This is a genomic window from Pantoea sp. DY-17 (assembly GCF_019795975.1).
Taxonomy (GTDB): domain Bacteria; phylum Pseudomonadota; class Gammaproteobacteria; order Enterobacterales; family Enterobacteriaceae; genus Pantoea; species Pantoea leporis.
Genome location: NZ_JAIMIG010000001.1, coordinates 1,425,333 through 1,451,356, shown reverse-complemented (window position 1 = coordinate 1,451,356; position 26,024 = coordinate 1,425,333). Strand labels below are relative to the sequence as shown.

Genomic DNA, 26,024 nt, shown 5'->3' with positions numbered 1-26,024 from the left:
CTGCTTTAACGATTCAACACTTAGTCTTTATTAATCGGTTGTGCCAGGCTGTTTTGGCGAATAGCAAAATGTTCCATGTGTATTCACATCATTTAAAAGGATAATCTCAATGTCCAATCAAGACCAACAGTCGCTAGTGCTCTGGTACAACCAGCTTGGCATGCATGATGTTGATCGGGTGGGAGGCAAAAATGCGTCCCTCGGAGAAATGATTACGAATTTGTCGTCGCTGGGTGTTTCCGTACCAAACGGTTATGCGACCACATCTTACGCGTTTAATCTGTTCCTCGATCAAAGCGGACTGAACCAGCGGATCTATGATTTGCTGGATAAAACGGATGTTGATGATGTTGCTGAGCTCGCGCAAGCGGGTAAACAGATTCGTCAATGGGTGATCGATACGCCATTCCAGCCTGAACTGGAAGCGGCAATTCGTAGCGCCTACGAACAACTCTCTGCTGACGATGCCGACGCCTCCTTTGCGGTGCGCTCGTCAGCCACCGCCGAGGATATGCCCGACGCCTCGTTTGCCGGCCAGCAGGAGACTTTCCTTAACGTGCAGGGTTATGACGCGGTCATCATCGCGGTTAAACACGTTTATGCCTCCTTATTTAACGATCGTGCCATCTCCTACCGTGTGCATCAGGGCTACGACCATCGCGGCGTGGCGCTCTCGGCCGGTATTCAGCGCATGGTGCGATCGGACCTCGCCTCGTCGGGCGTGATGTTTACCATTGATACCGAATCGGGCTTTGATCAGGTGGTGTTTATCACGTCCGCCTTTGGTTTGGGCGAAATGGTGGTGCAGGGCGCGGTGAACCCCGACGAGTTCTACGTGCACAAACCAACGCTGGCCGCCAATCGTCCGGCGATTGTGCGCCGCACCATGGGCTCAAAAAAGCTGCGCATGGTGTATGCGGATTCGCAGGAGCATGGCGAGCAGGTGCGGATTGAAGATGTCGAGCAGGAACAGCGCGATCGCTTCAGCTTAAACGATGACGAAGTGCAGGCGCTGGCGCGTCAGGCGGTGCTGATTGAGCAGCACTACAAACGCCCAATGGACATTGAATGGGCGAAAGATGGCCACACCGGCAAACTGTTCATCGTGCAGGCGCGTCCGGAAACGGTGCGCTCCAACGGTCAGGTGATGGAACGTTATACGCTGCAGGGCAAAGGCAACGTGGTGGTCGAAGGCCGCGCCATTGGTCATCGCATCGGTGCTGGTGAAGTCAAAGTCATCCACGACATCAGCGAGATGCATCGCATTGAAAAAGGCGACGTGCTGGTAACCGACATGACCGATCCCGATTGGGAACCGATCATGAAGAAAGCCTCAGCCATCGTCACCAATCGCGGCGGTCGTACTTGCCATGCAGCAATCATCGCGCGTGAGCTGGGCATTCCGGCGGTGGTGGGCTGTGGCGATGCCACCGATCACCTGAAAGATGGCCACAAAGTCACGGTTTCTTGCGCCGAAGGTGATACCGGTTATGTCTATGACGAACTGCTGGACTTCGAAGTGACCAGCTCGCAGGTCGATACCATGCCGGAACTGCCGCTGAAGATCATGATGAACATCGGTAATCCGGATCGTGCTTTCGATTTCGCCTGCTTGCCGAACGAAGGTGTTGGCCTGGCGCGTCTGGAGTTCATTATCAACCGTATGATTGGCGTGCATCCCAAAGCGTTGCTGGAGTTTGATCAGCAAACGCCGGAATTGCAGCAGCAGATTCGTCAGATGATGAAAGGCTTTGATGACCCGATTGAGTTCTACATCGGCCGTCTAACCGAAGGGATTGCGACGCTGGGTGCCGCATTTGCGCCGAAACGGGTGATTGTTCGTCTTTCCGATTTCAAAACCAACGAATACGCCAACCTGGTGGGTGGCGAGCGTTATGAGCCGGAAGAAGAGAACCCGATGCTCGGTTTCCGTGGCGCCGGTCGCTACGTTGCTGACAACTTCCGCGACTGCTTCAGGCTGGAGTGCGAAGCGGTGAAGCGCGTGCGTAACGAAATGGGGCTGACTAACGTTGAAATCATGATTCCGTTCGTGCGTACCGTCGATCAAGCCGAAGCGGTGGTCGCCGAGCTGGCGAAAAACGGTCTGAAGCGCGGCGAGAATGGCCTGAAAGTGATCATGATGTGTGAGATCCCGTCCAACGCCTTGCTGGCTGAGCAGTTCCTCGAGCACTTCGATGGCTTCTCCATCGGTTCCAACGACATGACGCAGTTGGCGCTGGGCCTCGATCGTGACTCTGGCGTGGTGTCCGCGCTGTTTGATGAACGTAATGATGCCGTGAAAGCGCTGTTATCGATGTCGATCAAAGCGGCAAAAAAACAGGGCAAATACGTCGGTATTTGTGGTCAGGGACCGTCGGATCATCAGGACTTTGCGGCATGGTTAATGGAGCAGGGCATTGATAGCCTGTCGCTTAATCCGGATACCGTGGTTGAAACCTGGTTGAGTTTGGCAGAGCTGAACGCATCCAAACATTAACCAGGCGGTAATTTGATGAATCAGATGAGAATTTGACGTGTCATTAATGTAATTATCAAGGTCAGCGCTGCTGGCCTTATTTTTTTGTCTGAAAAAAAGCCAAAAAAAAGCCCATCACAGGGGATGGGCAAAGACTACACACAGCAATTCTTCACTTTACTCAGGGGAATAAGGTTGTTTAGAAATCAGTAGCTTGATTCAAAACATAGGAAACATGTTATTGATCAGGCTCGCTGGCGTCTTTAAGAATCCTCTTATTAGTTTAAAGCTGATAACCTTTCGTGGCCTTTTTCTTCCCTGCTAAGCGGCAATTCAGCTGTAAAAATAATCATTCCGTAAGAGAATCCCGCCTAAAGCGCCTAAAACTGCGTTTTTTCTTAAAAACCGCTTATGAAAAAAAATTATTATCAGTAAGAAATGCGCGGGGGCGATGTTGGGGCATTAGGCGGGTTAAAGTAAGGCCAGTGTAAAACTGAGAGAACGTGTATCTTCGCTGAGTGGGCGTTAATGTGAATGAGGTCGCCATGAACGGCGACCCGGCGGGGAACGCTTAATGTTGTTCTTCTTCGTGTTCGGCCAACGCTTCGATGGCGGTCTGCACATCGTCATCCGGTTCGGGCGCTTCATGCATCCACACTGAAACCAGGCGATAAGAAACCGCCAGGACCACCGGACCGATAAACAGCCCAATCATACCGAAAGCAATCAATCCGCCAATAACGCCGGAAAGAATCAGGATCATCGGTAGATCGGCACCCATGCGAATCAACACCGGACGCAACACGCTGTCCAGCGTACCCACCACGCAACTCCATACCAGCAGCACCGTGCCCCACGTGGTATCGCCGCTCCAGTACAGCCAGATAATCGCTGGCACTAACACTACCAGCGGCCCGAGCTGTACCAGGCAGGTCAGAATCATCAACACGGTTAACAGCGTGGCGTAAGGAATGCCGGAAATGGCTAAACCAATGCCGCCGAGCACGCCCTGAACCAGCGCGGTGACCACCACGCCCAGCGCCACAGCGCGAATCGCCTGACCGGCCAGCAGCACTGCGGCATCGCCACGGCGTCCACTCATGCGATAGGCAAAATGACGAATGCCGTGGCCCACCTGCTCGCCGCGCCAGTAAAGCAGCACGCTGAACAACAGCATCACGATGAGGTGCATCATAAAGCGGCCGAAGTGGCCAGCCTGCGCCACAAAGAAGCCGGTGGTGCGACCAATATAGGGCTGCACCTGATTCAGCATCGCCGCGCCGCCGCCATCCACTAATTTGTGGTAGCTCGAGTAGAGTTTCCTGCCGACATAGGGAATCTGTCGCAACCAATCGAAGTCAGGCATCACCAGATGGCGCTGCGTTGCCCAGGCGATCACCGGCGCACTGTTATCAATCAGGCTGCTGACCAGCAGGGCGATAGGAATAATAAACAGCAGTAATAGCAAAATGGTCATGGCAATCACCGCCAGCGAGCGGCGTCCCCACAACATGTGCTGTAGACGAATCATCAACGGCCAGGTGGCGATCACCACCATGCTGGCCCAGGCAAAGCCAAGAATAAAGGGCTGCACCACCCACAGACTGGCGATGATCATGATTAGAATGAACATCAGTGAAAACAGCATTTGCGGTAAATCCATACCGCGTTGCAGGTCTTTCATCACAACGTTTAACCTCGATTGAATCCTTCAGAGTGGGGCTGAACAGCCCTGATTAATGATGATCTATTTCCTGAAAATTAAACAGGAAAAGCAGCGACGGCGGCGCGCTTTCCTGAAAAAACAGCAGCCAGCAGAAAAGTATGATAAAACCAAGGGCTGAAAAAAATCACGACGCAAACGTTTACAACATCTCGGTCACTCAATAATGATCCCACAGATTTCTCAGGCACCGGGCCTCGTTCAACTGGTGCTGACATTCCTGCAGTCCTTGAAAGAGCAAGGCTTTACCGGCGATACCGCTACCAGCTATGCCGATCGCCTCTCGCTTGCCACCGACAACAGTATTTATCAGCTGCTGCCTGATGCGGCGCTGTTTCCGCGCTCGACGGCGGATGTGGCGTTGATTGCGCGCCTTGCCGGTGAAACCCGTTTTACCAGCCTGGTGTTTACGCCACGCGGTGGCGGCACCGGCACCAACGGACAGTCGCTGAATCAGGGCATCGTGGTGGATATGTCGCGCTACATGAACCGCATCCTGGAAATCAACACCGAGCAAGGTTGGGTGCGGGTTGAAGCGGGCGTGGTGAAAGATCAACTCAATGCGTGGCTCAAGCCGTATGGCTTCTTCTTCTCGCCAGAGCTCTCCACCAGCAACCGCGCCACGCTCGGCGGCATGATCAACACCGATGCTTCGGGCCAGGGTTCGCTGGTGTATGGCAAAACCTCCGATCACGTTGAAGGCCTGCGCGCGGTGCTGCTGGGTGGCGACATCCTTGATACGCGCGCCATGCCGACTGAATTGGCGGAACAGCTGGCGAGCACGCCGACCGCGGAAGGGCGCATTTACCAGCAGGTGTTGAGTCGCTGCCGCGAACAGCGCGATCTGATTCTGGAGAAATTCCCCAAGCTCAATCGCTTCCTGACCGGCTACGATCTGCGTCATGTGTTCAGCGACGATTTGCAGACGTTTGATTTGACGCGTTTGCTGTGCGGCGCGGAAGGCACATTGGCCTTTATTACCGAAGCGCGCCTCGACATCACGCCCATCCCTAAAGTGCGTCGTCTGGTCAACATCAAATATGATTCGTTCGACTCGGCCCTGCGTAACGCCCCTTTAATGGTGGAAGCCAAAGCGCTTTCGGTGGAAACCGTTGACTCAAAAGTCCTGAATCTGGCGCGAGAAGATATCGTCTGGCATTCGGTAAATGAATTAATTACCGATGTGCCAGATAAACAGTTGCTGGGGCTCAACATCGTGGAGTTTGCCGGTGATGATGGCGAACTGATTGAGCAGCAGATCAGCACGCTATGTCAGCGCTTAGATGAGCTGATGCGGCAGCAGTTGGGCGGCGTGATTGGCTATCAACTGTGTGACGATTTAGGCGGCATTGAGCGCATCTATAATATGCGCAAAAAAGCGGTTGGCCTGTTGGGGAACGCCAAAGGGCGCGCCAAGCCAATTCCGTTTGTGGAAGATACCGCGGTGCCGCCAGAACAGCTAGCGGATTATATCGTCGATTTTCGCGCGCTGCTCGACAGCCACGGCCTGAGCTACGGCATGTTTGGGCACGTGGATGCTGGCGTGCTGCATGTGCGTCCGGCGCTGGATATGTGCGATCCGCAGCAGGAGTTGCTGATGAAGCAGATCTCCGATGAAGTGGTGGCGCTGACCGCGCGCTACGGCGGTTTATTGTGGGGCGAGCACGGCAAAGGTTTTCGCGCGCAGTACAGCCCGGAATTCTTTGGCGAGACGTTATTCGATGAGCTGCGCCGCATCAAAGCCGCGTTCGATCCTGACAACCGCATGAATCCCGGCAAAATCTGTACGCCGCTCGGCAGTGATGAACCGATGATGCAGGTTGATGCGGTGAAACGCGGCACCTACGATCGGCAGATTCCGGTTACGGTGCGCAACGAGTGGCGCGGTGCGATGGAGTGTAATGGCAACGGTTTGTGCTTCAACTTCGATGCACGTAGCCCAATGTGCCCGTCGATGAAAATTACCCGCAGCCGCATTCACTCGCCGAAAGGGCGCGCCACACTCACGCGTGAATGGCTGCGTTTGCTCTCCGAGCAGGGCGTGGATCCTACCCAACTTGAGCAGGCGCTCCCGAAACAGGGCGCCAGCTTGCGTACGCTGATTCAGCGCACGCGTAATACCTGGCACGCGAATCAGGGCGAATATGACTTCTCGCACGAAGTGAAAGAGGCGATGTCGGGCTGCCTGGCGTGTAAAGCCTGCTCGACGCAGTGCCCAATCAAGATCGATGTGCCGAACTTCCGTTCACGCTTCCTGCAGCTGTATCACACCCGCTATCTGCGCCCGATGAGCGATCATCTGGTGGCCACCGTGGAGAGTTACGCGCCGCTGATGGCCAAAGCGCCTAAGGTGTTCAACTTTTTCCTCAAGCAGCCGTGGATGCGCGAGCTGAGCAAAAAGCATATCGGCATGGTGGATTTGCCGCTGCTGTCATCGCCGAGCCTCAAGCAGCAGTTAGGCGGCCATCCGGCGATGAACCTGACGCTGGAGCAGTTAGAAGCGCTGGATGCGGCGCAACGCGAAAACTGCGTGCTGGTGGTACAAGATCCCTTTACCAGCTATTACGAGGCACAGCTGGTCACCGATTTCGTCAAGCTGATTGAGAAACTCGGTTATCGTCCGGTGCTGCTGCCGTTCTCACCGAATGGCAAGGCGCAGCATGTGAAAGGCTTCCTGCAGCGCTTTGCGCGCACCGCCAGCAAAACCGCTGATTTTCTCAATCGCGTGGCAAAACTGGGCATGCCGATGGTCGGTGTCGATCCGGCGACCGTGCTCTGTTACCGCGATGAGTACCATCAGGTGCTGGGCGAGCAGCGCGGCGAGTTTAACGTGCAGCTGGTGCATGAGTGGCTGCAAACCGCCTTGTCGGCACGTGCGGAGCAAACCGCCAGCGGCGAAGCCTGGTATCTGTTTGCGCACTGCACCGAAGTGACCGCGCTACCGTCCACGCCGAATCAGTGGCAGAGCATTTTTGCGCGCTTTGGTGCGAAGCTGGAAAACGTCAATGTGGGCTGCTGCGGAATGGCGGGAACCTATGGCCACGAAAGCGTAAACCTGGAGAATTCACTGGGGATTTACGAGCTGTCCTGGCATCCGCAATTGCAAAAGCTGCCGCGTCAGCGCTGTCTGGCAACCGGTTTTTCGTGTCGTAGTCAGGTAAAACGCGCAGAAGGCAATGGCATGCGTCATCCACTGCAAGCATTACTGGAAATGATGTAAACAAATTGTAGGAGACGTCACAAAGCTGGATTAGAATATCAAGCCTGCGTGGCGAACAAAATCACTCTGCAGGCGGGTGGCTTGATCCCACTCGCCGCTGAGCGCCAGTTGATGACACAAGCGTGTTAATGACAGGCGCGCCAGTTGATAGGCCTGAATCCGGAACAAACGGTCACGATCGGCATTGCCCATCTCCTGCACTAAGCGGTGATGGAGCTTGCCCATGGCATGCAGAAAGCTGTGATCGTCGCCGTTGATTTCGCAGATTTCTGCCATATCAAGACAGGTGTCGTTAAAGCGACGCAGTTGGTCGAGCGTGCAATCAGTGCGGTTGAGCTTTGCCTGAGCCATGTAGAAGTCAACGGTGATATCACGCACCGAAAACTTATATTCGTCGATTTTATGTTGTAACCAGGCTGAGACGGTAAGCGTCATATCGCCACCTTTTTAGGTTAATGATAATCATTATCATATTAAACCGCGTCAGGAATGCAATTCCCGCTGTGAAATTTTATTGATTTCCTCTGCCTGTTACTAAAATCGGTAATAACAATTTCTTTACATAGTGGAAAGGCGTAACCTATCAATCAGGATGGAAACGTAAAATTGATTTTGGAAATTTTACGACAATTTAACGGGTTACGTTGGTCAGGCGCGCACGGGAATGCTGCCGTCAATCTGCTTTGAAGCGACTATGCTTAATAAAGCAGCAGTAAAAAACAGCACGAGATGATTATCCCTGCAAAACAAGAGGTTGAAGTGATATCTGATATCACTACCATAGGGGGATAGCCTGAAAAGGCCCAGACATACGAGGTAGCACAATGTCATTAGTAAATGCCGACTCTTTTTCACCCGAAGATTTCGTCTGGAAAGGGCTCACGCTGACCGAATCGGCAGCGAAACAGATTCTTAACCTGGTAGAACAAGACCCTGAAGTCAAGGGCTTGAAACTGGGTGTGAAAACGTCCGGCTGTGCCGGTTTTGGGTACGTTATGGACTTGGTGAAAGATCCTGCCGATGACGACCTACAGTTTGAGCAATTCGGCGCAAAACTGTTTGTGCCACTTCAGGCGATGCCGTTTGTTGACGGTACCGAACTGGATTATGTCCGCGAAGGTCTTAACCAGATTTTTAAATTCAACAACCCTAAAGCTCAACACGCCTGCGGGTGCGGTGAAAGCTTTGGCGTCGAGTAAGTGAAATATGTCACGACACAGCGAAGCATCTGACGATGTACAAATGTGGGAAGGTAAGCTCAACTATAAAGAGGGCTTCTTTACCCAGTTACAAACTGAAGAATTTGCCCACGGCATCAATGAAGATGTGGTGCGCGCCATTTCGGCTAAACGTAACGAACCTGAATGGATGCTTGAATTCCGTCTCAAGGCGTTCCGCGCCTGGGAGCAAATGGAAGAGCCGCACTGGCTGAAAGCGCACTACGAGAAACTGGATTATCAGGATTACAGCTACTATTCCGCGCCGTCCTGCGGCAACTGCGATGACAGCTGTGCTTCTGAACCCGGTGCCACGCAAACCTCCGGCAGCGTCGCGTCCAGCGACTACCTGACGAAGGAAGTGGAAGACGCGTTCAACCAGTTAGGCGTTCCGGTGCGTGAAGGTCGTGAAGTGGCGGTGGATGCGATTTTCGACTCCGTCTCCGTTTCAACCACCTATCGCGGCAAGCTGGCGGAGCAGGGCATCATCTTCTGCTCGTTCGGCGAAGCGATTCACGATCACCCTGAGCTAGTGCAGAAGTATCTCGGCACCGTCGTGCCGCCAAACGATAACTTCTTCGCTGCGCTGAACTCCGCTGTGGCCTCTGACGGTACCTTCGTTTATATCCCGAAAGGCGTACGTTGCCCGATGGAGCTGTCGACCTATTTCCGCATCAACGCGGCAAAAACCGGTCAGTTCGAGCGCACCATTTTGATCGCCGATGAAGACAGCTACGTCAGCTACATCGAAGGTTGCTCTGCGCCTGTGCGTGACACCTATCAGCTGCACGCCGCAGTGGTAGAAGTGATCATCCATAAAAACGCTGAAGTGAAATACTCCACCGTACAGAACTGGTTCCCAGGCGGCGAAGGCGAGGGCGGTATCCTCAACTTCGTGACCAAACGTGCTCTGTGCGAAGGCGATCACAGCAAGATGTCCTGGACACAGTCTGAGACCGGTTCGGCGATCACCTGGAAATATCCAAGCTGCATTCTGCGCGGTGATTACTCGATCGGTGAGTTCTACTCGGTCGCACTGACCGCAGGCCGCCAGCAGGCGGATACCGGTACCAAGATGATTCACATTGGTAAAAACACCAAGTCGACCATCATCTCCAAAGGTATCTCTGCCGGTAAGAGTCAGAACACCTATCGTGGCCTGGTGAAAATTATGCCAACCGCGACCAACGCGCGTAACTTCACCCAGTGTGACTCGATGCTGATTGGTGCCGAGTGCGGTGCGCACACCTTCCCGTATGTGGAAACGCGCAACAACACCGCCCATCTGGAGCACGAAGCCACCACCTCGCGCATCGGTGAAGATCAGATGTTCTACTGCCTGCAGCGTGGCATCAGCGAAGAAGATGCGATCTCAATGATCGTCAACGGCTTCTGCAAAGACGTTTTCTCCGAGCTGCCACTGGAATTCGCCGTGGAAGCGCAAAAATTGTTAGCTATCAGCCTTGAGCACAGTGTGGGCTGATGCCCGTTGCCGGAAGCAATGTGAAGGAAAGAGTATGTTAAGCATTAAAGATTTGCAGGTTAGCGTTGAAGACAAAGAGATTTTGCGCGGTCTGAACCTCGAAGTGAAACCGGGCGAAGTCCACGCCATTATGGGACCGAACGGTTCAGGTAAAAGTACCCTGTCTGCAACGCTGGCTGGCCGTGAAGATTACGAAGTCACTGGCGGTTCTGTCACCTTCAAGGGCAAAGACCTGCTGGAACTTGAGCCAGAAGAGCGTGCCGGTGAAGGCATCTTCATGGCGTTCCAGTATCCGGTAGAAATTCCGGGCGTCAGCAACCAGTTTTTCCTGCAGACCTCGGTCAACGCGGTACGTAAATACCGTGAGCAGGAGCCGCTGGACCGTTTCGACTTCCAGGATTTCATCGAAGATAAAATCCAGCTGCTGAAGATGCCAGAAGATTTGCTGACCCGTTCAGTGAACGTGGGCTTCTCTGGTGGTGAGAAGAAGCGCAACGACATCCTGCAGATGGCGGCACTGGAACCTGAGCTGTGCATCCTTGATGAAACCGACTCCGGTCTGGATATCGATGCGCTGAAAATCGTGGCAGAAGGCGTAAACAGCCTGCGCGACGGTAAGCGTTCATTCATCATCGTGACGCACTACCAGCGTATTCTGGATTACATCAAGCCGGACCACGTACATGTGCTGTATCAGGGCAAGATCGTTAAATCTGGCGACTTCTCGCTGGTGAAACAGTTGGAGGAGCAAGGCTATGGCTGGCTTACCGACCAAGAGTGATAACGCCCTGCAGCAGTGGCATCATCTGTTTGAATCGCGCGGTGACGAACGTTCTTTGCAGGCGCAGCAGCACTGGCAGCAACTGATGCGTGTCGGCCTGCCGACGCGTAAGCATGAAAACTGGAAATACACGCCGCTTGATGGCCTGTTGGCGCAGCAGTTTGTGCTGCCGCAGCCGCAGGAAGTGAGCGCGGAACAAGTTGAAGCGCTGGCGCTGCCGGTTGATGCGGTGCGTTTGGTGTTTGTTGACGGTCGTTTTCAGGCTGAATTGAGCAGCCGTGATACCGGCCTGTTTGAAATTCAGCATGCGCAGGCTTCTGAGCGTCGTCCGCTGCCGGCACCGATTCAGCCAGAAGTGTTCCTGCATCTTACTGAAAGTCTGGCAGAAGAAGCCACGACAATTCGTCTGGCGCGTGGCAAATCAGCGGCTAAACCGCTTTATCTGTTGCACATCACCAGCGGTCAGGACGCGGGCACCAACACCGTGCACCATCGCCACCATCTGCAGCTGGAAGCCAGCGCAGAAGCGGAAGTGATTGAGCACTATGTCACGCTGAATGACGTGGCGCACTTTACCGGCGCGCGTTTCACTTTCGACGTGGCCGACAATGCCAAACTGCAGCACATCAAACTGTCATTTGAGAGCGAGAAGGCTTACCACTTCGCGCACAATGATGTGGTGATGGGCCGCGATGCGAATGTGGCCACTACCAGCTTCCTGCTGGGTGCGGGCCTATCGCGTCATAACACCAGCGCGCAGCTTAATGGCGAAAATACCAATCTGGCGATCAACAGCTTGTCGTTGCCGGTGAACCAGGAAGTGTGCGATACCCGCAGCTATCTGGAACACAACAAAGGCTACTGCACCAGCCGTCAGATGCATAAAATCATCGCGCGCGATAAAGGTCGTGCGGTGTTCAACGGCATGATCAAAGTGGCGCAGCACGCGCTGAAAACCGATGGACAGATGACTAACAACAACCTGTTGCTGGGCCGTCTGGCTGAAGTGGACACCAAGCCGCAGCTGGAAATCTATGCGGATGACGTGAAGTGCAGCCACGGTGCGACCATTGGTCGTATTGATGAAGAGCAGATGTTCTACCTGCGCTCGCGCGGCATCGATGAGACTGCCGCACAGCGTATGATCATCCATGCCTTTGCCGCTGAACTCACCGAAACGCTGGAGAATCCGGTATTGCGTCAGGTGGTGCTGCAGCGCATTGCCGCGCGTATCCCGGGAGTTGAGTCATGAGTTTCGATCTCGAACGCATCAGAGCGGAATTTCCGATTCTGAAACGTGAGGTCAACGGACATCCGCTGGCCTACCTTGATAGCGCGGCCAGCGCACAGCGCCCGCTCGCGGTCATCAATGCGGAAAGTTATTTCTACCAGCACGGCTATGCGGCCGTGCACCGTGGTATCCATTCGTTGAGCGCGCAGGCGACCACCGACATGGAGAACGTACGTCATCAGGCCGCGCGTTTTCTTAACGCCGCTTCGCCAGAAGAGATTATTTTCGTCAAAGGCACCACGGAAGCCATCAATCTGGTGGCGAACAGTTGGGGCGGCAGTCAGTTGCAGCCGGGCGACAACATCATCGTCACCGAGATGGAGCATCACGCTAACATCGTGCCGTGGCAGATGGTGGCGCAGCGCACTGGCGCAGAAATTCGCGTTTTGCCGCTGAATGCGCAGGGCGAGCTGGCGCTGGAACAGCTGAGCGGTTTGATTGATAGCCGCACCCGTTTGCTGGCAGTCACCCACGTTTCTAACGTGCTCGGAACCGTCAATCCCGTAAAAGCTATCGTGGCTCAAGCGAAAGCCGCTGGTGTGATTACGTTGGTGGATGGCGCGCAGGCGGTGATGCATCACAAGGTGGATGTGCAGGATATCGACTGCGACTTCTACGCTTTCTCCGGCCATAAGATTTATGGTCCGACCGGCATTGGTGTGCTGTATGCGCGTAAAGCGTTGCAGGAGATCATGCCACCCTGGGAAGGCGGCGGTTCGATGATTTCGGAGGTTGTGCTGCCAACCGGCACCACCTTTAACAATACGCCATGGCGTTTCGAAGCGGGCACGCCGAATACCGGCGGCATCATTGGTTTGGGTGCGGCGTTAACGTGGATCAGCGAACTGGGCCTGGACGTGATTCATCAGCGCGAATCGATGCTGATGCGTTATGCGCTGGATAAACTGGCTTCGGTGCCGGATCTGGTGATTTACGGTCCGGAAAGTCGCAGCGGCGTGGTGGCCTTTAACCTCGGCAACCATCACGCCTTTGATGTCGGCAGTTTCCTTGATCAATACGGTATTGCGATCCGCACCGGCCATCACTGTGCGATGCCGCTGATGCGTCATTATGCGGTGCCGGCCATGTGTCGTGCCTCCTTCGCGCTGTACAACACCGAAGAAGAAGCCGATCGTCTGGCCGCAGGTTTGACCCGTATTCATCGTCTGCTGGGCGGTTGAGCAGACTTCAGGAGTGATTCATGGCGAATTTGCCAGATAAAGAGAGACTGGTTCGTAACTTCAATCGTTGCGCAAACTGGGAAGAGAAGTACCTCTACATCATTGAACTCGGTGGGAAATTACCAGAATCCTCCGAAAGCTTACAGCAGCCGGAACACGTGATTTCAGGTTGTCAGAGCCAGGTGTGGATACGCATGACCCCGCAGGCCGATGGCACCATCGCCCTCGAAGGCGACAGCGATGCCGCCATCGTTAAAGGGTTGATTGCAGTGGTATTTAGTCTGTATCAAGGGCTTAAGGCGTCAGAGATTCTCGATCTCGATGTGCGCCACTGGTTCGGCGAATTGGCGCTGACCTCACATCTCACTCCCTCGCGTTCGCAGGGGCTGGAAGCGATGATTCGCGCGATCCGGCATAACGCTCAGACCCTCAGCTAAGTTACACTCTCCAGACCCCGGCTTGACCGGGGTCTGTTCTATCCGACAAAGAGAAAATTGCATGAAACCAGCCTTACGTTTAGCCGGTGCATTGCTGTTGTCCTGTTGCGGACTCTCTGCACCTGCATTTGCTACGGAATATCCCCTACCAGCCGATAATAGCCGTTTGATTGGCGAAAACACCCTGACCACCGTGCCGGATGACAAGCGGCCGCTGGAGAGCATTGCCGCACGTTATAAGATAGGCATGCTCGGCATGCTTGAAGCTAATCCAGGCGTTGATCCCTGGCTCCCCAAGGCTGGCACACAATTAACCGTGCCACTGCAGATGCTGCTACCCGATGCACCACGGGAAGGTATCGTGATTAACCTCGCGGAACTGCGACTTTACTATTATCCGAAAGGTGAAGATCGTGTGGTCGTCTATCCGATCGGGATCGGTCAGTTAGGCGCTATGACGCCAACCATGGTCACCAGCATCAGCCAGAAAATCCCGAATCCTACCTGGACGCCAACCACCAATATCCGCAAGCGCTACGCCAAAGAGGGCATTACTTTGCCGGGCGTGGTGCCAGCCGGGCCTGATAACCCAATGGGGCTGTTTGCGATGCGTCTGGCGCGTGGGACCGGTCAGTATTTGATTCACGGCACCAATGCTGACTTTGGTATTGGCATGCGCGTAAGTTCCGGCTGCATTCGCTTGCGACCGGATGATATTGAAGCGCTGTTCAATAGCGTGCCGAAAGGGACGCGGGTGCAGGTGATCAATCAGCCCATCAAATATGCGATTGAGCCCGACGGTAAGCGCTACGTTGAAGTGCATCAGCCGTTATCACGTAATGATAAGGACGATCCGCAAACCATGCCGATTGCGCAGTCAGCGCAGCTGAAAGCCTTCTCGAAGAGCGAGAAGAGTGATACGGCGTTGATCAAGGAAGCGATAGCCCGACGTTCCGGAATGCCGGTATTAGTGAGCAGCGGTGAGCCGGTTACAGATGAAAGCGCAGTACCAACGGAGCAGCGTGGTGAAGCTGTAGCGCAGCCCTGAATTCGGACCAGAGAATCGCAGAATCAGGACAAAAAAAATGGTGCCACATGGGCACCATTTTTCAAACCAGAACTCTTACTTACGGTAAGAGTGAGCCTGGTTGTCCAGACGCTGGTTAGCACGAGCTGCGTCATCTTTAGCAGCCTGAACGTCAGAACGGATTGCGTTCACGTCGTTGCTCAGCTGATCAACTTTAGCGTTCAGAGTCTGAACGTCTGAAGACAGTTGGTCGATTTTAGCGTTGCTTGAGCAACCAGCCAGCATAGTTGAAGCCAGGATTACAGCGCCCAGTACCAGTTTAGTGCGATTCATTCTTTATACCCTCTAGATTGAGTTAATCTCCATGTAGCGTTACAAGTATTACACAAAGCTTTTTGAGTTGAGAATAAATTTTTGATGAGAACATGCTTAAATTTGATCGTTCGCTCAAAGAAACAGCATTTAACAGAAGATGATGAAAATAATTAGCTAAAACAGAGAGATTTAATCGGACTAACCTTAATCATACGAGATTTTGAATAGTTAATTTCGATTGGAAATTTCTGGCTTTTGTATTACCTCTGCAATAAAAAAAGCGCCTTTAAAAGGCGCTTTTAAATAAAAATTCAGTTGCTAATCAGATTACATGTACAGACGCGGTGTTTGTCGTTCCGCTTGGTACTAATGCACCTGAAACCATTACCACCACATCGCCTTTCTGCGCATATCCGCTTTCCAGCGCCATTTCCTTACCAATGCGGTAGAAATCATCAGTTGAGGCAATTTCTCTCACCAGATGAGTTTCGATACCTTTGCTCAGAATCAGCTGACGAGCGGTGGTTTCGTTGGTGGTGAGCGCCAGAATGGTGGCATCCGGGAAATACTTACGGATAGCTTTAGCAGATTTACCACCTTCGGTGGCTACAACAATCAGTGGTGCTTCCAGCTTCTCTGCAGTCTCAACGGCACCGCGGCATACCGCTTCGGTGATGCGCAGCTTGCGTGAATCCTGCAGCGAGTCAATGCGGGATTTCATCACGCGATCGGTACGCTCACAGATGGTCGCCATGATGGTGACCGACTCCAGTGGATAACGACCTTTAGCACTCTCACCAGACAGCATGACCGCATCGGTACCATCGAGGATGGCGTTCGCCACGTCGCCGGCTTCCGCGCGGGTAGGGCGTGGGTTCTTGATCATGGAATCCAGCATCTGCGTCGCGGTGATAACCACTTTGCGTGCTTTATTACATTTCTTAATCATCATCTTCTGCGCGAAGATTACTTCCTCAACCGGGATCTCAACGCCGAGGTCGCCACGAGCAACCATGATGCCGTCTGAGGCTTCGAGGATCTCATCGAAGTTGTTCAGGCCTTCCTGGTTCTCGATTTTTGAGATGATCTGAATATGCTCGCCGCCATGCGCTTTCAGGTGCTCACGGATTTCCAGCACGTCAGAACGCTTACGAATAAACGAAGCGGCGACGAAATCAACGTTCTGCTCGCAACCAAAGATCAGGTCGCGCTTATCTTTTTCCGCCAGTGCAGGCAGCTGAATGGAGACACCTGGCAGGTTAACGCCCTTGTTCTCACCCAGATCGCCATTGTTCAGGACATTACAGATTACTGAATTCTCAGTCACTTCTGTGACCTGCATACCGATCAAACCATCGTCGACCAGAACGGTGTTACCAATTTTCAAGTCTTCAGTGAAGCCGGCGTAGGTCACGGCAACACGTTCGCTGTTACCAATGACTGACTGATCGGTGGTGAAGGTGAAGGTCTGGCCGGCTTTCAACGACACATCGTTGCCGCCTTCCAGTTTCATGGTACGAATTTCCGGACCTTTGGTGTCCAGCAGAATAGCGGCCTGACGACCGGTTTTTTCCATAACGGCACGCATGTTGGTGATGCGTTGGCCATGTTCAGCGTAATCCCCGTGCGAGAAGTTAAGGCGCATCACGTTCATGCCCGCTTCCAGCAGTTGGGTCAGCATTTCTTCGGATTCGGTTTTTGGACCGATAGTACAAACGATTTTGGTCTTTTTCATGTCAGGTTTTCTATAAGTTGTGATGGATGATAAAGGTCGGGATTCGATGCGCACGGCACCGAAGTGAGAATATTTATGGTGTTGGATCGGATTTCACAGAAATAAGAATAGGAGACGAAAGCAAAGCGTGCAGAGAAGTTATGCAGTACGCGAGGGAACTGAGTGATCAGTGTTGCGCAAATCATTGGAGTTGTTTGCATAGGCACGTTAGCGCTGAAACCTTTCAGGTGGAACAACGCGGCATAGTATAGTCGCTAAGTATGCGAAAACCAATATAAAAGCGGCGCGATATAGACGATGCAGATCAAGAAAAAGGTGTTGCGCAAGGAGATAAAACCAGAGTGGTGCGCTCTAATGGACTCGAACCATCGACCCCCACCATGTCAAGGTGGTGCTCTAACCAACTGAGCTAAGAGCGCATTCAGGAAATTCACAAATTGGTGCGTCCGAGTGGACTCGAACCACCGACCCCCACCATGTCAAGGTGGTGCTCTAACCAACTGAGCTACGGACGCACTTGGTGCGCTCTAATGGACTCGAACCATCGACCCCCACCATGTCAAGGTGGTGCTCTAACCAACTGAGCTAAGAGCGCAACACACTGTCAGGGCGACAGCGGGGACGAATATTAACGGCAGGCCGTGATGCTGGCAAGGGGAAAAAGTGTTTTTCCCCTACGACTGACCAGCAACTGTGCTATGCGTCGTTTTTTTCGCCGTTACCAGCCACTTAGCGCGCGGCGCGCGCCAGGATGACCTGCGCAGGCAGGCGCTGCAAACGACGGATGCGCCAAATCATCATCACTGCTGCGGAGGTCAGGCCGATAATAAAGCCACACCAGAAGCCGGCGGGACCCAACTTCGGCAATACCCAATCCGTCATCGCCAGTACATAACCCACCGGCAAACCCAGCACCCAGTAGGCGATAAAGGTGATGAAGAAGATCGAGCGCGTGTCTTTATAACCGCGCAAGATACCGCTGCCAATCACCTGAATTGAATCTGAGAACTGATAAATCGCCGCCAGCAACATCAGCTGTGCCGCAAGGGTAATGACTTCTGGATTTGCCGTGTACAGGCCGGCGATATCGTGACGGAAAATCACGGTAAACAGTGCGGTGATGGCCGCCATGCTGATGCCGACGCCTTGCCCGGTCCACGCAGCAACGCGCGCCTGTTCGGCCGAACCTTGTCCCAGCCGATAGCCAACGCGAATGGTAGTGGCGACGCCGAGCGACAGCGGCAACACGAACATCAGCGAACTGAAGTTGAGTGCAATCTGGTGTCCGGCCACTTTCACGATACCGAGCGGTGACACCAACAGCGCTACCACGGCAAACAGCGTCACCTCAAAGAACAGCGCCAATGCCACCGGCAAACCCAGCGTGAACAGGCGTGACAAAATCGCACGTGACGGTGCAGACCAGCGCGTTTTCATACGGATGTCGCGCATGCTTGCCATGCGTTTCACCCAGAAGCGCATCACCAGGAACATCACCCAATAGACCGATGCCGTCGCCACGCCGCAGCCGACGCCGCCTAAGGCCGGCATACCAAAATGGCCGTAAATGAACACATAGTTGAGCGGAATATTCACCATCAGGCCGAGGAAGCCGAGCAGCATCGCCGGTTTGGTTTTCGACAAACCTTCGCATTGGTTGCGCATCACCTGGAACAGCAGGTAACCCGGTGCGCCCCACAGCAACGCATGCAAGTATCCTTCAGCTTTGGCGGCCAATTCAGGATCGATATCATGCATGGTGTTAATCAGATAACCAGCGTTCCACAGCACCACCATAATCAGGAGTGCAACACCGATTGCCATCCAGTATCCCTGGCGCACTTGTTCCGCGATACGTTCGCGTCGTCCTGAACCGTTGAGTTGCGCAACGGTAGGCGTCAAAGCCAGTAGAAGACCATGACCAAACAGAATGGCGGGAAGCCAGATAGAGGTGCCGACAGCGACGGCGGCCATATCCGTGGCGCTTACCGCACCGGCCATAACAGTATCTACAAATCCCATCGCAGTCTGGGCCACCTGAGCAAGGATGACCGGGATCGCGAGGGCCAGCAATTGACGCGCTTCGGTAAAATACTTCTGCACGTTACACCTGCTTAATTAATGAAGAGAGCGGGGCGAAATCCCCAAAGAATGCGCGCACAGTGTAGCGGCAGCGCTGGCTTCCGCCAAACGTTGATCGCATTTTGTTTAGCAATTTGTGTAAAGTTTGAACTCCGCCAAATTAAGCTGCCGCCGACAAGCTGTGATAAACTGACGCAAACTTTGCAGAGGCTAAGATTATGTTTACTGGAATTGTGCAAGGCACGGCAGAAATTGTCGGCATTGAAGAGAAAGATCTGTTTCGTACCCATATTGTGCGCTTACCGGATGAGCTGTTACCGGGACTGGCGCTGGGCGCATCGGTAGCCCACAACGGCTGCTGCCTGACTGTGACTGAGATTAATGGCGATCGGGTTAGCTTCGATCTGATTAAAGAAACATTGCGCATTACCAACCTGGGTGAATTACAGGTCGGGGATGTAGTGAATATTGAGCGTGCAGCGAAGTTCAGTGATGAAATTGGCGGCCATTTAATGTCTGGCCATATTATGACCACGGCGGAAATTTGCAAAATCATCCAGTCAGAAAACAACCGCGAAATCTGGTTTAAATTACAGGACGCCACGCAGATCAAATATATTCTGCATAAAGGTTTTGTGGGTATCGACGGAATTAGTTTGACCGTTGGCGACGTTACCAAAAGCAAGTTCTGTGTGCATCTGATTCCGGAAACCCTCGAGCGCACCACGTTAGGCGCGAAGAAGTTTGGTCAGAAGGTCAATATTGAGATTGACCCTCATACGCAGGCCATTGTGGAAACCGTTGAACGCGTATTAGCGCAGCGTGAAGCCGCTGCACTGGCGCAGATTGCCAGCGCAGAATAATGGCGCTAAAAAAGGCGCCCTGCGGCGCCTTGATTTATTTCTGCAAGCTCATTAACGCGCTACGCGTAATCCGCCATCCTTGCCACGACTGAATACTACCTGCCACAGCTGAATATCACGGGCACGAAACGCACCGGCGCAGGCGTTGAGATAATAGTCGAACATCCGTTTAAAACGTTCGCCATATTTCTCAGCCAGCTGCGGCCACGCCGCCTGAAAACGTTCATACCATGCCATTAACGTCGTATCGTAATCTGCGCCAAAGTTATGCCAATCTTCCATGACGAAATGTGGCTCACTGGCATCAGCGATTTGACGGACCGACGGCAGACAACCGTTCGGGAAGATATATTTATCAATCCACGGATCGACATTCATATCCGTTGTGAGGGCACCAATGGTGTGCAGTAAAAATATGCCGTCTGGTTTGAGATTGCGGTCAGCAACATCAAAATAAGTGGCATAGTTTTTCGGCCCGACATGTTCAAACATTCCGACAGAAACAATGCGATCATATTGATTATTCAGGTCGCGATAGTCCTGCAGTAAAATAGTGACATCCAGTCCTTCACAGCGTTGTTGTGCCAGTTTTTGTTGCTCTGCAGAAATAGTGACGCCATGCACCGTGACGCCATAATGGCGTGCGGCATATTCCGCCAGTCCGCCCCAGCCACAACCGATATCCAACAGCGTCATGCCCGGTTCAAGTTGTAACTTGCGGCAAATCATATCCAGTTTGGCCTGCTGCGCGTTTTCCAACGTATCAGCATCTTTCCAGTAGCCGCAGGAATATTGCATATAGGGGTCAAGCATCAGTGAGAATAGATCATTACCCAGGTCGTAATGCTCTTTACCCACAATCCAGGCGCGTTTTTTCGATTGCAAATTAGTAAGACGCGCGGCGGCGATGCGCAACGTATCTTTAAAATGTCGCGGTAATTGTTTATCCAGATGGTGTTTTAAAACGCGATGGAAGAACATATCAAGCTGTTCGCACTCCCACCAACCATCCATGTAACTTTCACCTAATCCGAGCGATCCTTCCTCGAGCACGCGTTTAAAAAAATCTGGATGCTTTACCTGAATATCCCAGGGACGAGTGCCATTAACTGCAATATCAGCACGCTCTAGCAGTTCATTGACGATCCGAAACCAGTGGTTTTCTTCAAGGCTCACTTCTTCTATAACAGATGAACTCATAGCTTCTCCATCACCTTCCGATCTGAACCTGAGAAAAAGAATAGCCAATTTCCCAAGACCTGTGAGAGAACTCACGGAAAATCCGTGCGCCAGAAATCCGACGTTTTACAGAGGCATGAATTTGAATAGAAAAGTTGGACGCCGCACTGGAGTATCGTGCAGACGCCATCCCGCGACAGAGTCGCTAAAGGTATTACATTTATATTATTGATTTAATACAGAATTACTGACCCACTGAGTATATGCTCACGTGGGTCAATATTCAACGGGTTATCGTTAGTTTGCTAACGAAAAGCGTTGGCTTAGAGATTATCTTCGCAGGGACGGGAAGTGTGGGCAATATCACTTTGTGCGTTTGCCGATCGCTGGCAGACAAAGCCCACCCACGCCAGTACCACGGTGGCCACCATCACTAATGTGGTGTTGAACAGCGCCTGCTCAAGGCCGGCGGAGACCAGCAGGCTGGCGACAAAGCACAATCCTAGCTGGAATAAATTCTGTAATCCTGCCGCTTTACCGGTGGCGTGCGGGAAGGGCGCTAATGCGCTGGCCACCACAATCGGATAGATCGCGCCATTGGCCAGCGCCATGCCGCAGAAGGGCATCAGCAGCACAAACAGCGGCGCTGAAGGCATCAGGGCGATGACAAACAGACTTAGGATGCTCAGACTGTACAGCACCAGCAACCACGGCAGCAGTTGCGCGCCCTGATAACGATTTAACAGCGTGCGGCAGCCAAAGCCGCCAATCAGAAACGCAATGGTCTGCGGAATATAGCTCAGGCCAATATCGCCCGGCGTCAGGCCAGCTGCGGCGAGAATGAAAGGTGAGCCCGTCAGCCACGCGAAAAAGCTCGCCGAACATGCCGAATAGATTAAGACGTTACCGCTGTAGACGCGGGTACCCAGCAAAGTCAACCAGCCGGGTTGTTTACCTGAGGTGACTTTCTCGCGCTTAGTTGAGGTTAACTGCATCGTACCGATCAGCAACACCACGGCAACCAGCGTCAGCGTGATAAAGATGCTGCGCCAGTGGAAGTGGCCGATCAACCAGGCGCCGAGCAGCGGTGCCAGCGCCGGAGACAGCGCAACCAGCGGCATAATCGTTGCAAACACTTTATTGGCTTTCGCTTTTGGATAGTGATCCACCACCAGCGCCTGCCAGCTTACGGCAGCCGCACACACGCCAATCGCCTGCATAAAACGCAGCGCCAGCATCAGGCGGACATCGGTCACCCACAGCATTCCCAGACAACCGAGGGCGAAGATGGCCAGGCCCGCCAGCAAAATCGGCTTACGTCCATAACGATCTGATAGCGGTCCCCAAAATACCTGGGCACAGGCAAAACCGCCGAGAAACAGACTCAGGCTGGCGCTGATGGTGCCGGGTGCGCTAGCAAAATCACGCTGCATATCGCCAAAGGCGGGTAAATACATATCCGTGGCAAGAAAGCCGAGCATGCTGAGCACGGCGAGATAAGGCATAAATGCTTTAGACGACAACATGTTGATTCTCTTTTGGGCAGGGTAAACGCCGGGGAGTGTAAAAGGATGCAGCGCGCTTTGTGAAACGCTAATATTTGCATGGTGCTGTTAAAATTTTTGAAGGCAAAATTATGTGGTCAGAATATGCGCTTGAAGTGGTGGATGCAGTAGCGCGCACCGGCAGTTTTAGCGCGGCAGCGCAGGAGCTGCATCGCGTGCCCTCTGCCGTCAGTTACACTGTGCGCCAGCTGGAAAACTGGCTGGCGGTGCCGCTGTTTGAGCGCCAGCATCGGGAAGTGGTGATGACAGCGGCGGGCGAGCATTTTGTGCGGGAAGGCCGTTCTGTTATCAAAAAAATGCTGGCAACTCGCCGACAGTGTCAGCAACTGGCAAATGGCTGGCGCGGCGAGTTGAGCATCGCGGTTGACTGCATAGTAAAACCGCAGCGTACGCGACAGTTAGTGAAAGACTTCTACCGCCATTTTCCCGACATGGAGCTGATTATCAGCTACGAAGTGTTCAACGGCGTGTGGGATGCGTTGGCTGATGGTCGGGTGGATGTGGCGATTGGCGCAACTCAGGCCATCCCGGTGGGCGGACGTTTTGCCTTTCAGGATATGGGCGCGCTGAACTGGCGTTGTGTGGTGAGTCCCGATCATCCGCTGGTTAACAGCAAGGAGCTGGATGATGAAACCTTGCGGGCGTGGCCATCGCTGGTGCTGGAAGATACCTCGCGTGCGTTGCCGCGCCGTATGACATGGACGCTGGATAATCAGCGGCGGTTGGTGGTGCCAGAGTGGGAAACCGGGATGGATTGTTTGCTGGCAGGATTGTGCGTCGGCATGGTGCCTGGCCATTTGGCGCGTCCACTGCTGGACAGCCAAAAACTGGTCGAGCTGGCGCTACCGCAGGCGTTTCCGGACAGTCCGTGCTGCGTTAGCTGGTCAGAACAGCGCGCGTCACCGGCGCTGGCGTGGTTACTGGCTTATCTCGGGGATGCGGAAACGCTGAACCACGAATGGCTCAGCGAAGTGTCGGCTTAGCGGCGGTAGTCGCGGAACGGACCGTACGCCACCGAACGGCGTTCAATCAGCGTTGGCTGGACTTCGATAGTTTGCGGATCTTCGCGCTTGCTGGTGATGCGATCCAGCAGCATTTCCAGCGCTTTTTCACCCAGTTCAGCTTTTGGCTGGTGCACGGTGGTGAGCGCTGGTGTGAAATAGCGCGCGTTGCGCACGTTATCGTAGCCAATCACCGAGATATCCTGCGGTACGCGCAAACCCATCTCATCAGCAGCGCAAATCGCGCCCATCGCCATGATATCGCCACCGCAGAACACCGCGGTTGGACGCTGTTTCTGATTTAAGATCTGTTGCATCGCCTGATAGCCCGATTCAGGCTCAAAGTCGCCCTGAACCACCCACTCCGGACGCACTGTAATGCCCGCTTCGTTCATTGCCTGCAGGAAGCCAGCATGACGTCCACCGCCGGTGTTGCGCTCCATTTGGCCAGGAATGGCACCGATATCGCGATGGCCACGTTCAATCAGATAACGCCCGGCGAGATAGCCACCCTGAAATGCATTGTCCTGCACGGTATCGGTGAAATCACCGCGTGACGCGCCCCAATCCATTACCACCATGGGGATATTGCGGTTCTCTTCCAGCATCTGCAACAAATCGTCTGGATATTCCGAACACATCACCAGCAGACCATCGACGCGCTTTTGCGCCATCATCGACAGATAAGCGCGCTGCTTTTGTAGATCGTTGTGTGCATTGCCGAGAATCAGCGTATAGCCGCGTTCGAAGCAGCGGTTCTCCACCGCTTCGATAATTTCAGCGAAGTAGGGCGCTTCGCTGGAGGTCGCCAGCAGACCCAAGGTTTTGGTGTGATTGACTTTAAGACTACGCGCCACGGCACTTGGCGAGTAATGTAATTCTTTGATCGCTTCCCATACGGCGTTACGCGTCTCTTCCGCAACGAAACGCGTCTTGTTGATGACATGCGAAACCGTGGTGGTTGAGACACCCGCGCGTTTTGCGACATCTTTAATTGTTGCCATGAAAATGGTGCTCCTGGGCTTATCGCAACTTACTGATAAGTATATTGTTAAACGTTTGCGTCTGCTAATGCTTTTACAGCCCAAAAAAGCGGGCAAAACGGTATGTTCTAGCAGGCGAAATCACTTCATCACGCTGTAAATACAGCCTGCGCAAAATCTGTTGCGCAACGAAAGGCGGCGATTCTAGCAAGCTGGCGCGGATAACACGAGATTTTTGCCTATTGCTATGCGAAAATCGTCTTAACCCTAATAATTGTGTGACTAAGGAGTTGTGATGAATACCGACCTGAAGCTGGCGCTAATGACCACTGTTGGCGCACTGTTGATGATTATCGCCTTCAGCTTTACCGCGATCATGCATTAACAAAAAAGCCGGAGCTGAGAACAGCATCCGGCTTTTTTATGTCTGTTGCGCAACAACTAGCGAATGGTTTTTGGCGTCATCATACGACGCGCGCCCACATAGTGTTTCTGCCAGTAATCCTCACCCAATGCGCTAATCTGAATATCTTTGCCGGTACGCGGCGACTGAATGAATTTGCCATTGCCAAGATAAACGCCCACATGGTCGGCGGTACCGCGATTGTTGATGCGGAAGAACACCAGATCGCCTTTCTCCAGCATTTCACGCTTAATCGGTGCCGCATCACGCAGGTGATACATCTCATTGGCGGTGCGTGGCAGTTTGAATTTCACCAGATCTTTATAGGCATACCACACCAGGCCGCTGCAGTCGAAACCGGTGTGTGGCGAAGCGCCGCCCCATTGATAAGGTTTGCCGAGTTGACCCATTAATTTGGTCATCGCCGTTTCACGCGCTTTTTGATAACGCTGTCGGTGCGCTTTACTCATTTTGATGCCGGTCAGCGCTAACGCTTCATCATCGACGGCGATCTCGGGCGTTTTCTTCGCTAAACGTTGATGACCGTATTTCTTAGCAGAGAGTTTCAGTGGGGATTTTTTGCTGGTGGTTTTGTGCAGCGCGATGTCTGTTTTGCTCTGTTTTTTGAGTTTGAATTTTTGAACAGCGGTCAGACGCGATTTTTTGGTGGTGGTGGTTTTTACCGGACGTCGTTTGCGGCGCTCGTCTTCACGTGCGCTCTTTTTCTCTGCTTTAAGCGAACTGGCGTTAACGGGCGCATGCGGAGATGCAGCGGCCACATTAAAGAACAGTTGGGCAAAAGCCAGTATGAAAAGCGTAATTATTAGACGCATAATCCGGTTACAGGTTAAGCAGGCTGAATCAAAGCAGACTGCGGAAAAGTGAGAGAAATCTGATCAAGTGACCAGCGCCGAGGCAATTCTAATCCACTTTTTTTGCAAAAGGTAAGGCCTTTTTCCATTAATATGTTACCAGATTGATTCTGTAGCAAAAATGAGCGATTTCAGCTGGTTAACACAGCGAAACTATTGCTAATTATTAATTTATTAATGCCAATTAATG

21 protein-coding genes, 3 tRNA genes and 1 other RNA gene are annotated in these 26,024 nt (G+C 53.1%); 12 read left to right on the top strand and 13 right to left on the bottom strand.

Annotated features, from left to right (window positions below; all coding sequences use genetic code 11):
* Positions 1 to 109: 109 nt before the first annotated feature.
* The gene (gene ppsA, locus K5Y33_RS06880) at positions 110 to 2,497 is read left to right on the top strand and encodes a phosphoenolpyruvate synthase (RefSeq protein WP_222233552.1); all 2,388 of its coding nucleotides are present in this window, start codon (positions 110 to 112) and stop codon (positions 2,495 to 2,497) included.
* 99 nt (positions 2,498 to 2,596) lie between these two features.
* Here ppsA and rprA read toward each other — a convergent pair.
* Together rprA and ydiK are read right to left on the bottom strand one after the other, a co-directional pair.
* Positions 2,597 to 2,704: antisense sRNA RprA (gene rprA / locus K5Y33_RS06875), an RNA gene on the bottom strand.
* A gap of 343 nt (positions 2,705 to 3,047) precedes the next feature.
* On the bottom strand, positions 3,048 to 4,160 hold the full coding sequence (gene ydiK, locus K5Y33_RS06870; RefSeq protein ID WP_222233551.1) for an AI-2E family transporter YdiK: 1,113 nt from the start codon (positions 4,158 to 4,160) through the stop codon (positions 3,048 to 3,050).
* A 205-nt stretch (positions 4,161 to 4,365) separates the two neighbouring features.
* On the opposite strand from ydiK, the gene K5Y33_RS06865 reads away from it, so the two are divergent.
* Positions 4,366 to 7,419 (top strand): FAD-binding and (Fe-S)-binding domain-containing protein, encoded by a 3,054-nt coding sequence (locus K5Y33_RS06865; RefSeq protein WP_222233550.1) that lies wholly within the window; start codon positions 4,366 to 4,368, stop codon positions 7,417 to 7,419.
* Positions 7,420 to 7,449: 30 nt separating this feature from the next.
* Here the strand turns inward: K5Y33_RS06865 and K5Y33_RS06860 are convergent, their stop codons facing one another.
* Complete coding sequence (locus tag K5Y33_RS06860) at positions 7,450 to 7,854, bottom strand: hypothetical protein (protein WP_222233549.1); 405 nt, start codon at positions 7,852 to 7,854, stop codon at positions 7,450 to 7,452.
* 389 nt (positions 7,855 to 8,243) lie between these two features.
* Between K5Y33_RS06860 and sufA the strand changes: the two genes are divergently transcribed.
* The 7 genes from sufA to K5Y33_RS06825 all read left to right on the top strand — a co-directional run bounded on the left by sufA (position 8,244) and on the right by K5Y33_RS06825 (position 14,857).
* Positions 8,244 to 8,618 carry a Fe-S cluster assembly scaffold SufA gene (sufA, locus tag K5Y33_RS06855; protein ID WP_222233548.1) on the top strand — a complete coding sequence of 125 codons (375 nt, stop codon included), beginning with the start codon at positions 8,244 to 8,246 and terminating at the stop codon, positions 8,616 to 8,618.
* A gap of 7 nt (positions 8,619 to 8,625) precedes the next feature.
* The gene (gene sufB, locus K5Y33_RS06850) at positions 8,626 to 10,119 is read left to right on the top strand and encodes a Fe-S cluster assembly protein SufB (RefSeq protein ID WP_101764559.1); all 1,494 of its coding nucleotides are present in this window, start codon (positions 8,626 to 8,628) and stop codon (positions 10,117 to 10,119) included.
* A gap of 34 nt (positions 10,120 to 10,153) precedes the next feature.
* On the top strand, positions 10,154 to 10,900 hold the full coding sequence (gene sufC, locus K5Y33_RS06845; protein WP_008102973.1) for a Fe-S cluster assembly ATPase SufC: 747 nt from the start codon (positions 10,154 to 10,156) through the stop codon (positions 10,898 to 10,900).
* Positions 10,875 to 12,152, top strand: a complete 1,278-nt coding sequence (gene sufD, locus K5Y33_RS06840) for a Fe-S cluster assembly protein SufD (protein ID WP_222233547.1) — start codon at positions 10,875 to 10,877, stop codon at positions 12,150 to 12,152. The genes sufC and sufD overlap by 26 nt, the downstream gene beginning before the upstream one ends.
* The gene (sufS, locus tag K5Y33_RS06835) at positions 12,149 to 13,372 is read left to right on the top strand and encodes a cysteine desulfurase SufS (protein WP_222233546.1); all 1,224 of its coding nucleotides are present in this window, start codon (positions 12,149 to 12,151) and stop codon (positions 13,370 to 13,372) included. The genes sufD and sufS overlap by 4 nt, the downstream gene beginning before the upstream one ends.
* A 20-nt stretch (positions 13,373 to 13,392) precedes the next feature.
* A complete protein-coding gene (sufE, locus tag K5Y33_RS06830) occupies positions 13,393 to 13,809 on the top strand; it encodes a cysteine desulfuration protein SufE (RefSeq protein ID WP_101764556.1) in 417 nt (138 codons plus the stop codon).
* A gap of 61 nt (positions 13,810 to 13,870) precedes the next feature.
* A complete protein-coding gene (locus K5Y33_RS06825) occupies positions 13,871 to 14,857 on the top strand; it encodes a L,D-transpeptidase family protein (protein ID WP_137385673.1) in 987 nt (328 codons plus the stop codon).
* Between the two features lie 75 nt (positions 14,858 to 14,932).
* Here K5Y33_RS06825 and K5Y33_RS06820 read toward each other — a convergent pair whose 3' ends face one another.
* The 6 genes from K5Y33_RS06820 to K5Y33_RS06795 form a co-directional block, all read right to left on the bottom strand.
* On the bottom strand, positions 14,933 to 15,169 hold the full coding sequence (locus K5Y33_RS06820) for a major outer membrane lipoprotein (RefSeq protein WP_007892735.1): 237 nt from the start codon (positions 15,167 to 15,169) through the stop codon (positions 14,933 to 14,935).
* Between the two features lie 304 nt (positions 15,170 to 15,473).
* The gene (gene pykF, locus K5Y33_RS06815) at positions 15,474 to 16,886 is read right to left on the bottom strand and encodes a pyruvate kinase PykF (protein ID WP_110866028.1); all 1,413 of its coding nucleotides are present in this window, start codon (positions 16,884 to 16,886) and stop codon (positions 15,474 to 15,476) included.
* A 342-nt stretch (positions 16,887 to 17,228) separates the two neighbouring features.
* Positions 17,229 to 17,305 (bottom strand) — tRNA-Val (locus tag K5Y33_RS06810).
* Between the two features lie 19 nt (positions 17,306 to 17,324).
* Positions 17,325 to 17,401 (bottom strand) — tRNA-Val (locus K5Y33_RS06805).
* Between the two features lie 3 nt (positions 17,402 to 17,404).
* Positions 17,405 to 17,481, bottom strand: a tRNA-Val gene (locus tag K5Y33_RS06800).
* A 134-nt stretch (positions 17,482 to 17,615) separates the two neighbouring features.
* Positions 17,616 to 18,989, bottom strand: coding sequence for an MATE family efflux transporter (locus K5Y33_RS06795; RefSeq protein ID WP_222233545.1), 1,374 nt, complete (start codon positions 18,987 to 18,989; stop codon positions 17,616 to 17,618).
* A gap of 197 nt (positions 18,990 to 19,186) precedes the next feature.
* On the opposite strand from K5Y33_RS06795, the gene K5Y33_RS06790 reads away from it, so the two are divergent.
* Complete coding sequence (locus K5Y33_RS06790; protein ID WP_110866030.1) at positions 19,187 to 19,831, top strand: riboflavin synthase subunit alpha; 645 nt, start codon at positions 19,187 to 19,189, stop codon at positions 19,829 to 19,831.
* 51 nt (positions 19,832 to 19,882) lie between these two features.
* Here the strand turns inward: K5Y33_RS06790 and cfa are convergent, their stop codons facing one another.
* The gene (gene cfa, locus K5Y33_RS06785; RefSeq protein WP_110866031.1) at positions 19,883 to 21,031 is read right to left on the bottom strand and encodes a cyclopropane fatty acyl phospholipid synthase; all 1,149 of its coding nucleotides are present in this window, start codon (positions 21,029 to 21,031) and stop codon (positions 19,883 to 19,885) included.
* A 302-nt stretch (positions 21,032 to 21,333) separates the two neighbouring features.
* Positions 21,334 to 22,536, bottom strand: a complete 1,203-nt coding sequence (punC, locus tag K5Y33_RS06780) for a purine nucleoside transporter PunC (protein ID WP_222233544.1) — start codon at positions 22,534 to 22,536, stop codon at positions 21,334 to 21,336.
* Between the two features lie 110 nt (positions 22,537 to 22,646).
* On the opposite strand from punC, the gene punR reads away from it, so the two are divergent.
* Entirely contained in the window at positions 22,647 to 23,558 is a 912-nt protein-coding gene (punR, locus tag K5Y33_RS06775; protein ID WP_137385679.1) for a DNA-binding transcriptional activator PunR, read from the top strand.
* Here the strand turns inward: punR and purR are convergent.
* Complete coding sequence (purR, locus tag K5Y33_RS06770) at positions 23,555 to 24,580, bottom strand: HTH-type transcriptional repressor PurR (protein WP_008110309.1); 1,026 nt, start codon at positions 24,578 to 24,580, stop codon at positions 23,555 to 23,557. The two genes, punR and purR, sit on opposite strands and share 4 nt — an antisense overlap.
* A gap of 274 nt (positions 24,581 to 24,854) precedes the next feature.
* On the opposite strand from purR, the gene K5Y33_RS06765 reads away from it, so the two are divergent.
* Positions 24,855 to 24,944 (top strand): YnhF family membrane protein, encoded by a 90-nt coding sequence (locus K5Y33_RS06765; RefSeq protein WP_007892756.1) that lies wholly within the window; start codon positions 24,855 to 24,857, stop codon positions 24,942 to 24,944.
* A 56-nt stretch (positions 24,945 to 25,000) separates the two neighbouring features.
* Here K5Y33_RS06765 and K5Y33_RS06760 read toward each other — a convergent pair whose 3' ends face one another.
* Positions 25,001 to 25,795 carry a C40 family peptidase gene (locus tag K5Y33_RS06760; protein ID WP_222233543.1) on the bottom strand — a complete coding sequence of 265 codons (795 nt, stop codon included), beginning with the start codon at positions 25,793 to 25,795 and terminating at the stop codon, positions 25,001 to 25,003.
* Positions 25,796 to 26,024: the final 229 nt, after the last annotated feature.

Excerpts from the sequence above, each read along its gene's own strand:
- ppsA (WP_222233552.1), top strand. The coding sequence starts at position 110 with ATGTCCAATCAAGACCAACAGTCGCTAGTGCTCTGGTACAACCAGCTT.
- ydiK (WP_222233551.1), bottom strand. The coding sequence starts at position 4,160 with ATGAAAGACCTGCAACGCGGTATGGATTTACCGCAAATGCTGTTTTCA.
- K5Y33_RS06865 (WP_222233550.1), top strand. The coding sequence starts at position 4,366 with ATGATCCCACAGATTTCTCAGGCACCGGGCCTCGTTCAACTGGTGCTG.
- K5Y33_RS06860 (WP_222233549.1), bottom strand. The coding sequence starts at position 7,854 with ATGACGCTTACCGTCTCAGCCTGGTTACAACATAAAATCGACGAATAT.
- sufA (WP_222233548.1), top strand. The coding sequence starts at position 8,244 with ATGTCATTAGTAAATGCCGACTCTTTTTCACCCGAAGATTTCGTCTGG.
- sufB (WP_101764559.1), top strand. The coding sequence starts at position 8,626 with ATGTCACGACACAGCGAAGCATCTGACGATGTACAAATGTGGGAAGGT.
- sufC (WP_008102973.1), top strand. The coding sequence starts at position 10,154 with ATGTTAAGCATTAAAGATTTGCAGGTTAGCGTTGAAGACAAAGAGATT.
- sufD (WP_222233547.1), top strand. The coding sequence starts at position 10,875 with ATGGCTGGCTTACCGACCAAGAGTGATAACGCCCTGCAGCAGTGGCAT.
- sufS (WP_222233546.1), top strand. The coding sequence starts at position 12,149 with ATGAGTTTCGATCTCGAACGCATCAGAGCGGAATTTCCGATTCTGAAA.
- sufE (WP_101764556.1), top strand. The coding sequence starts at position 13,393 with ATGGCGAATTTGCCAGATAAAGAGAGACTGGTTCGTAACTTCAATCGT.
- K5Y33_RS06825 (WP_137385673.1), top strand. The coding sequence starts at position 13,871 with ATGAAACCAGCCTTACGTTTAGCCGGTGCATTGCTGTTGTCCTGTTGC.
- K5Y33_RS06820 (WP_007892735.1), bottom strand. The coding sequence starts at position 15,169 with ATGAATCGCACTAAACTGGTACTGGGCGCTGTAATCCTGGCTTCAACT.
- pykF (WP_110866028.1), bottom strand. The coding sequence starts at position 16,886 with ATGAAAAAGACCAAAATCGTTTGTACTATCGGTCCAAAAACCGAATCC.
- K5Y33_RS06790 (WP_110866030.1), top strand. The coding sequence starts at position 19,187 with ATGTTTACTGGAATTGTGCAAGGCACGGCAGAAATTGTCGGCATTGAA.
- cfa (WP_110866031.1), bottom strand. The coding sequence starts at position 21,031 with ATGAGTTCATCTGTTATAGAAGAAGTGAGCCTTGAAGAAAACCACTGG.
- punC (WP_222233544.1), bottom strand. The coding sequence starts at position 22,536 with ATGTTGTCGTCTAAAGCATTTATGCCTTATCTCGCCGTGCTCAGCATG.
- punR (WP_137385679.1), top strand. The coding sequence starts at position 22,647 with ATGTGGTCAGAATATGCGCTTGAAGTGGTGGATGCAGTAGCGCGCACC.
- purR (WP_008110309.1), bottom strand. The coding sequence starts at position 24,580 with ATGGCAACAATTAAAGATGTCGCAAAACGCGCGGGTGTCTCAACCACC.
- K5Y33_RS06765 (WP_007892756.1), top strand. The coding sequence starts at position 24,855 with ATGAATACCGACCTGAAGCTGGCGCTAATGACCACTGTTGGCGCACTG.
- K5Y33_RS06760 (WP_222233543.1), bottom strand. The coding sequence starts at position 25,795 with ATGCGTCTAATAATTACGCTTTTCATACTGGCTTTTGCCCAACTGTTC.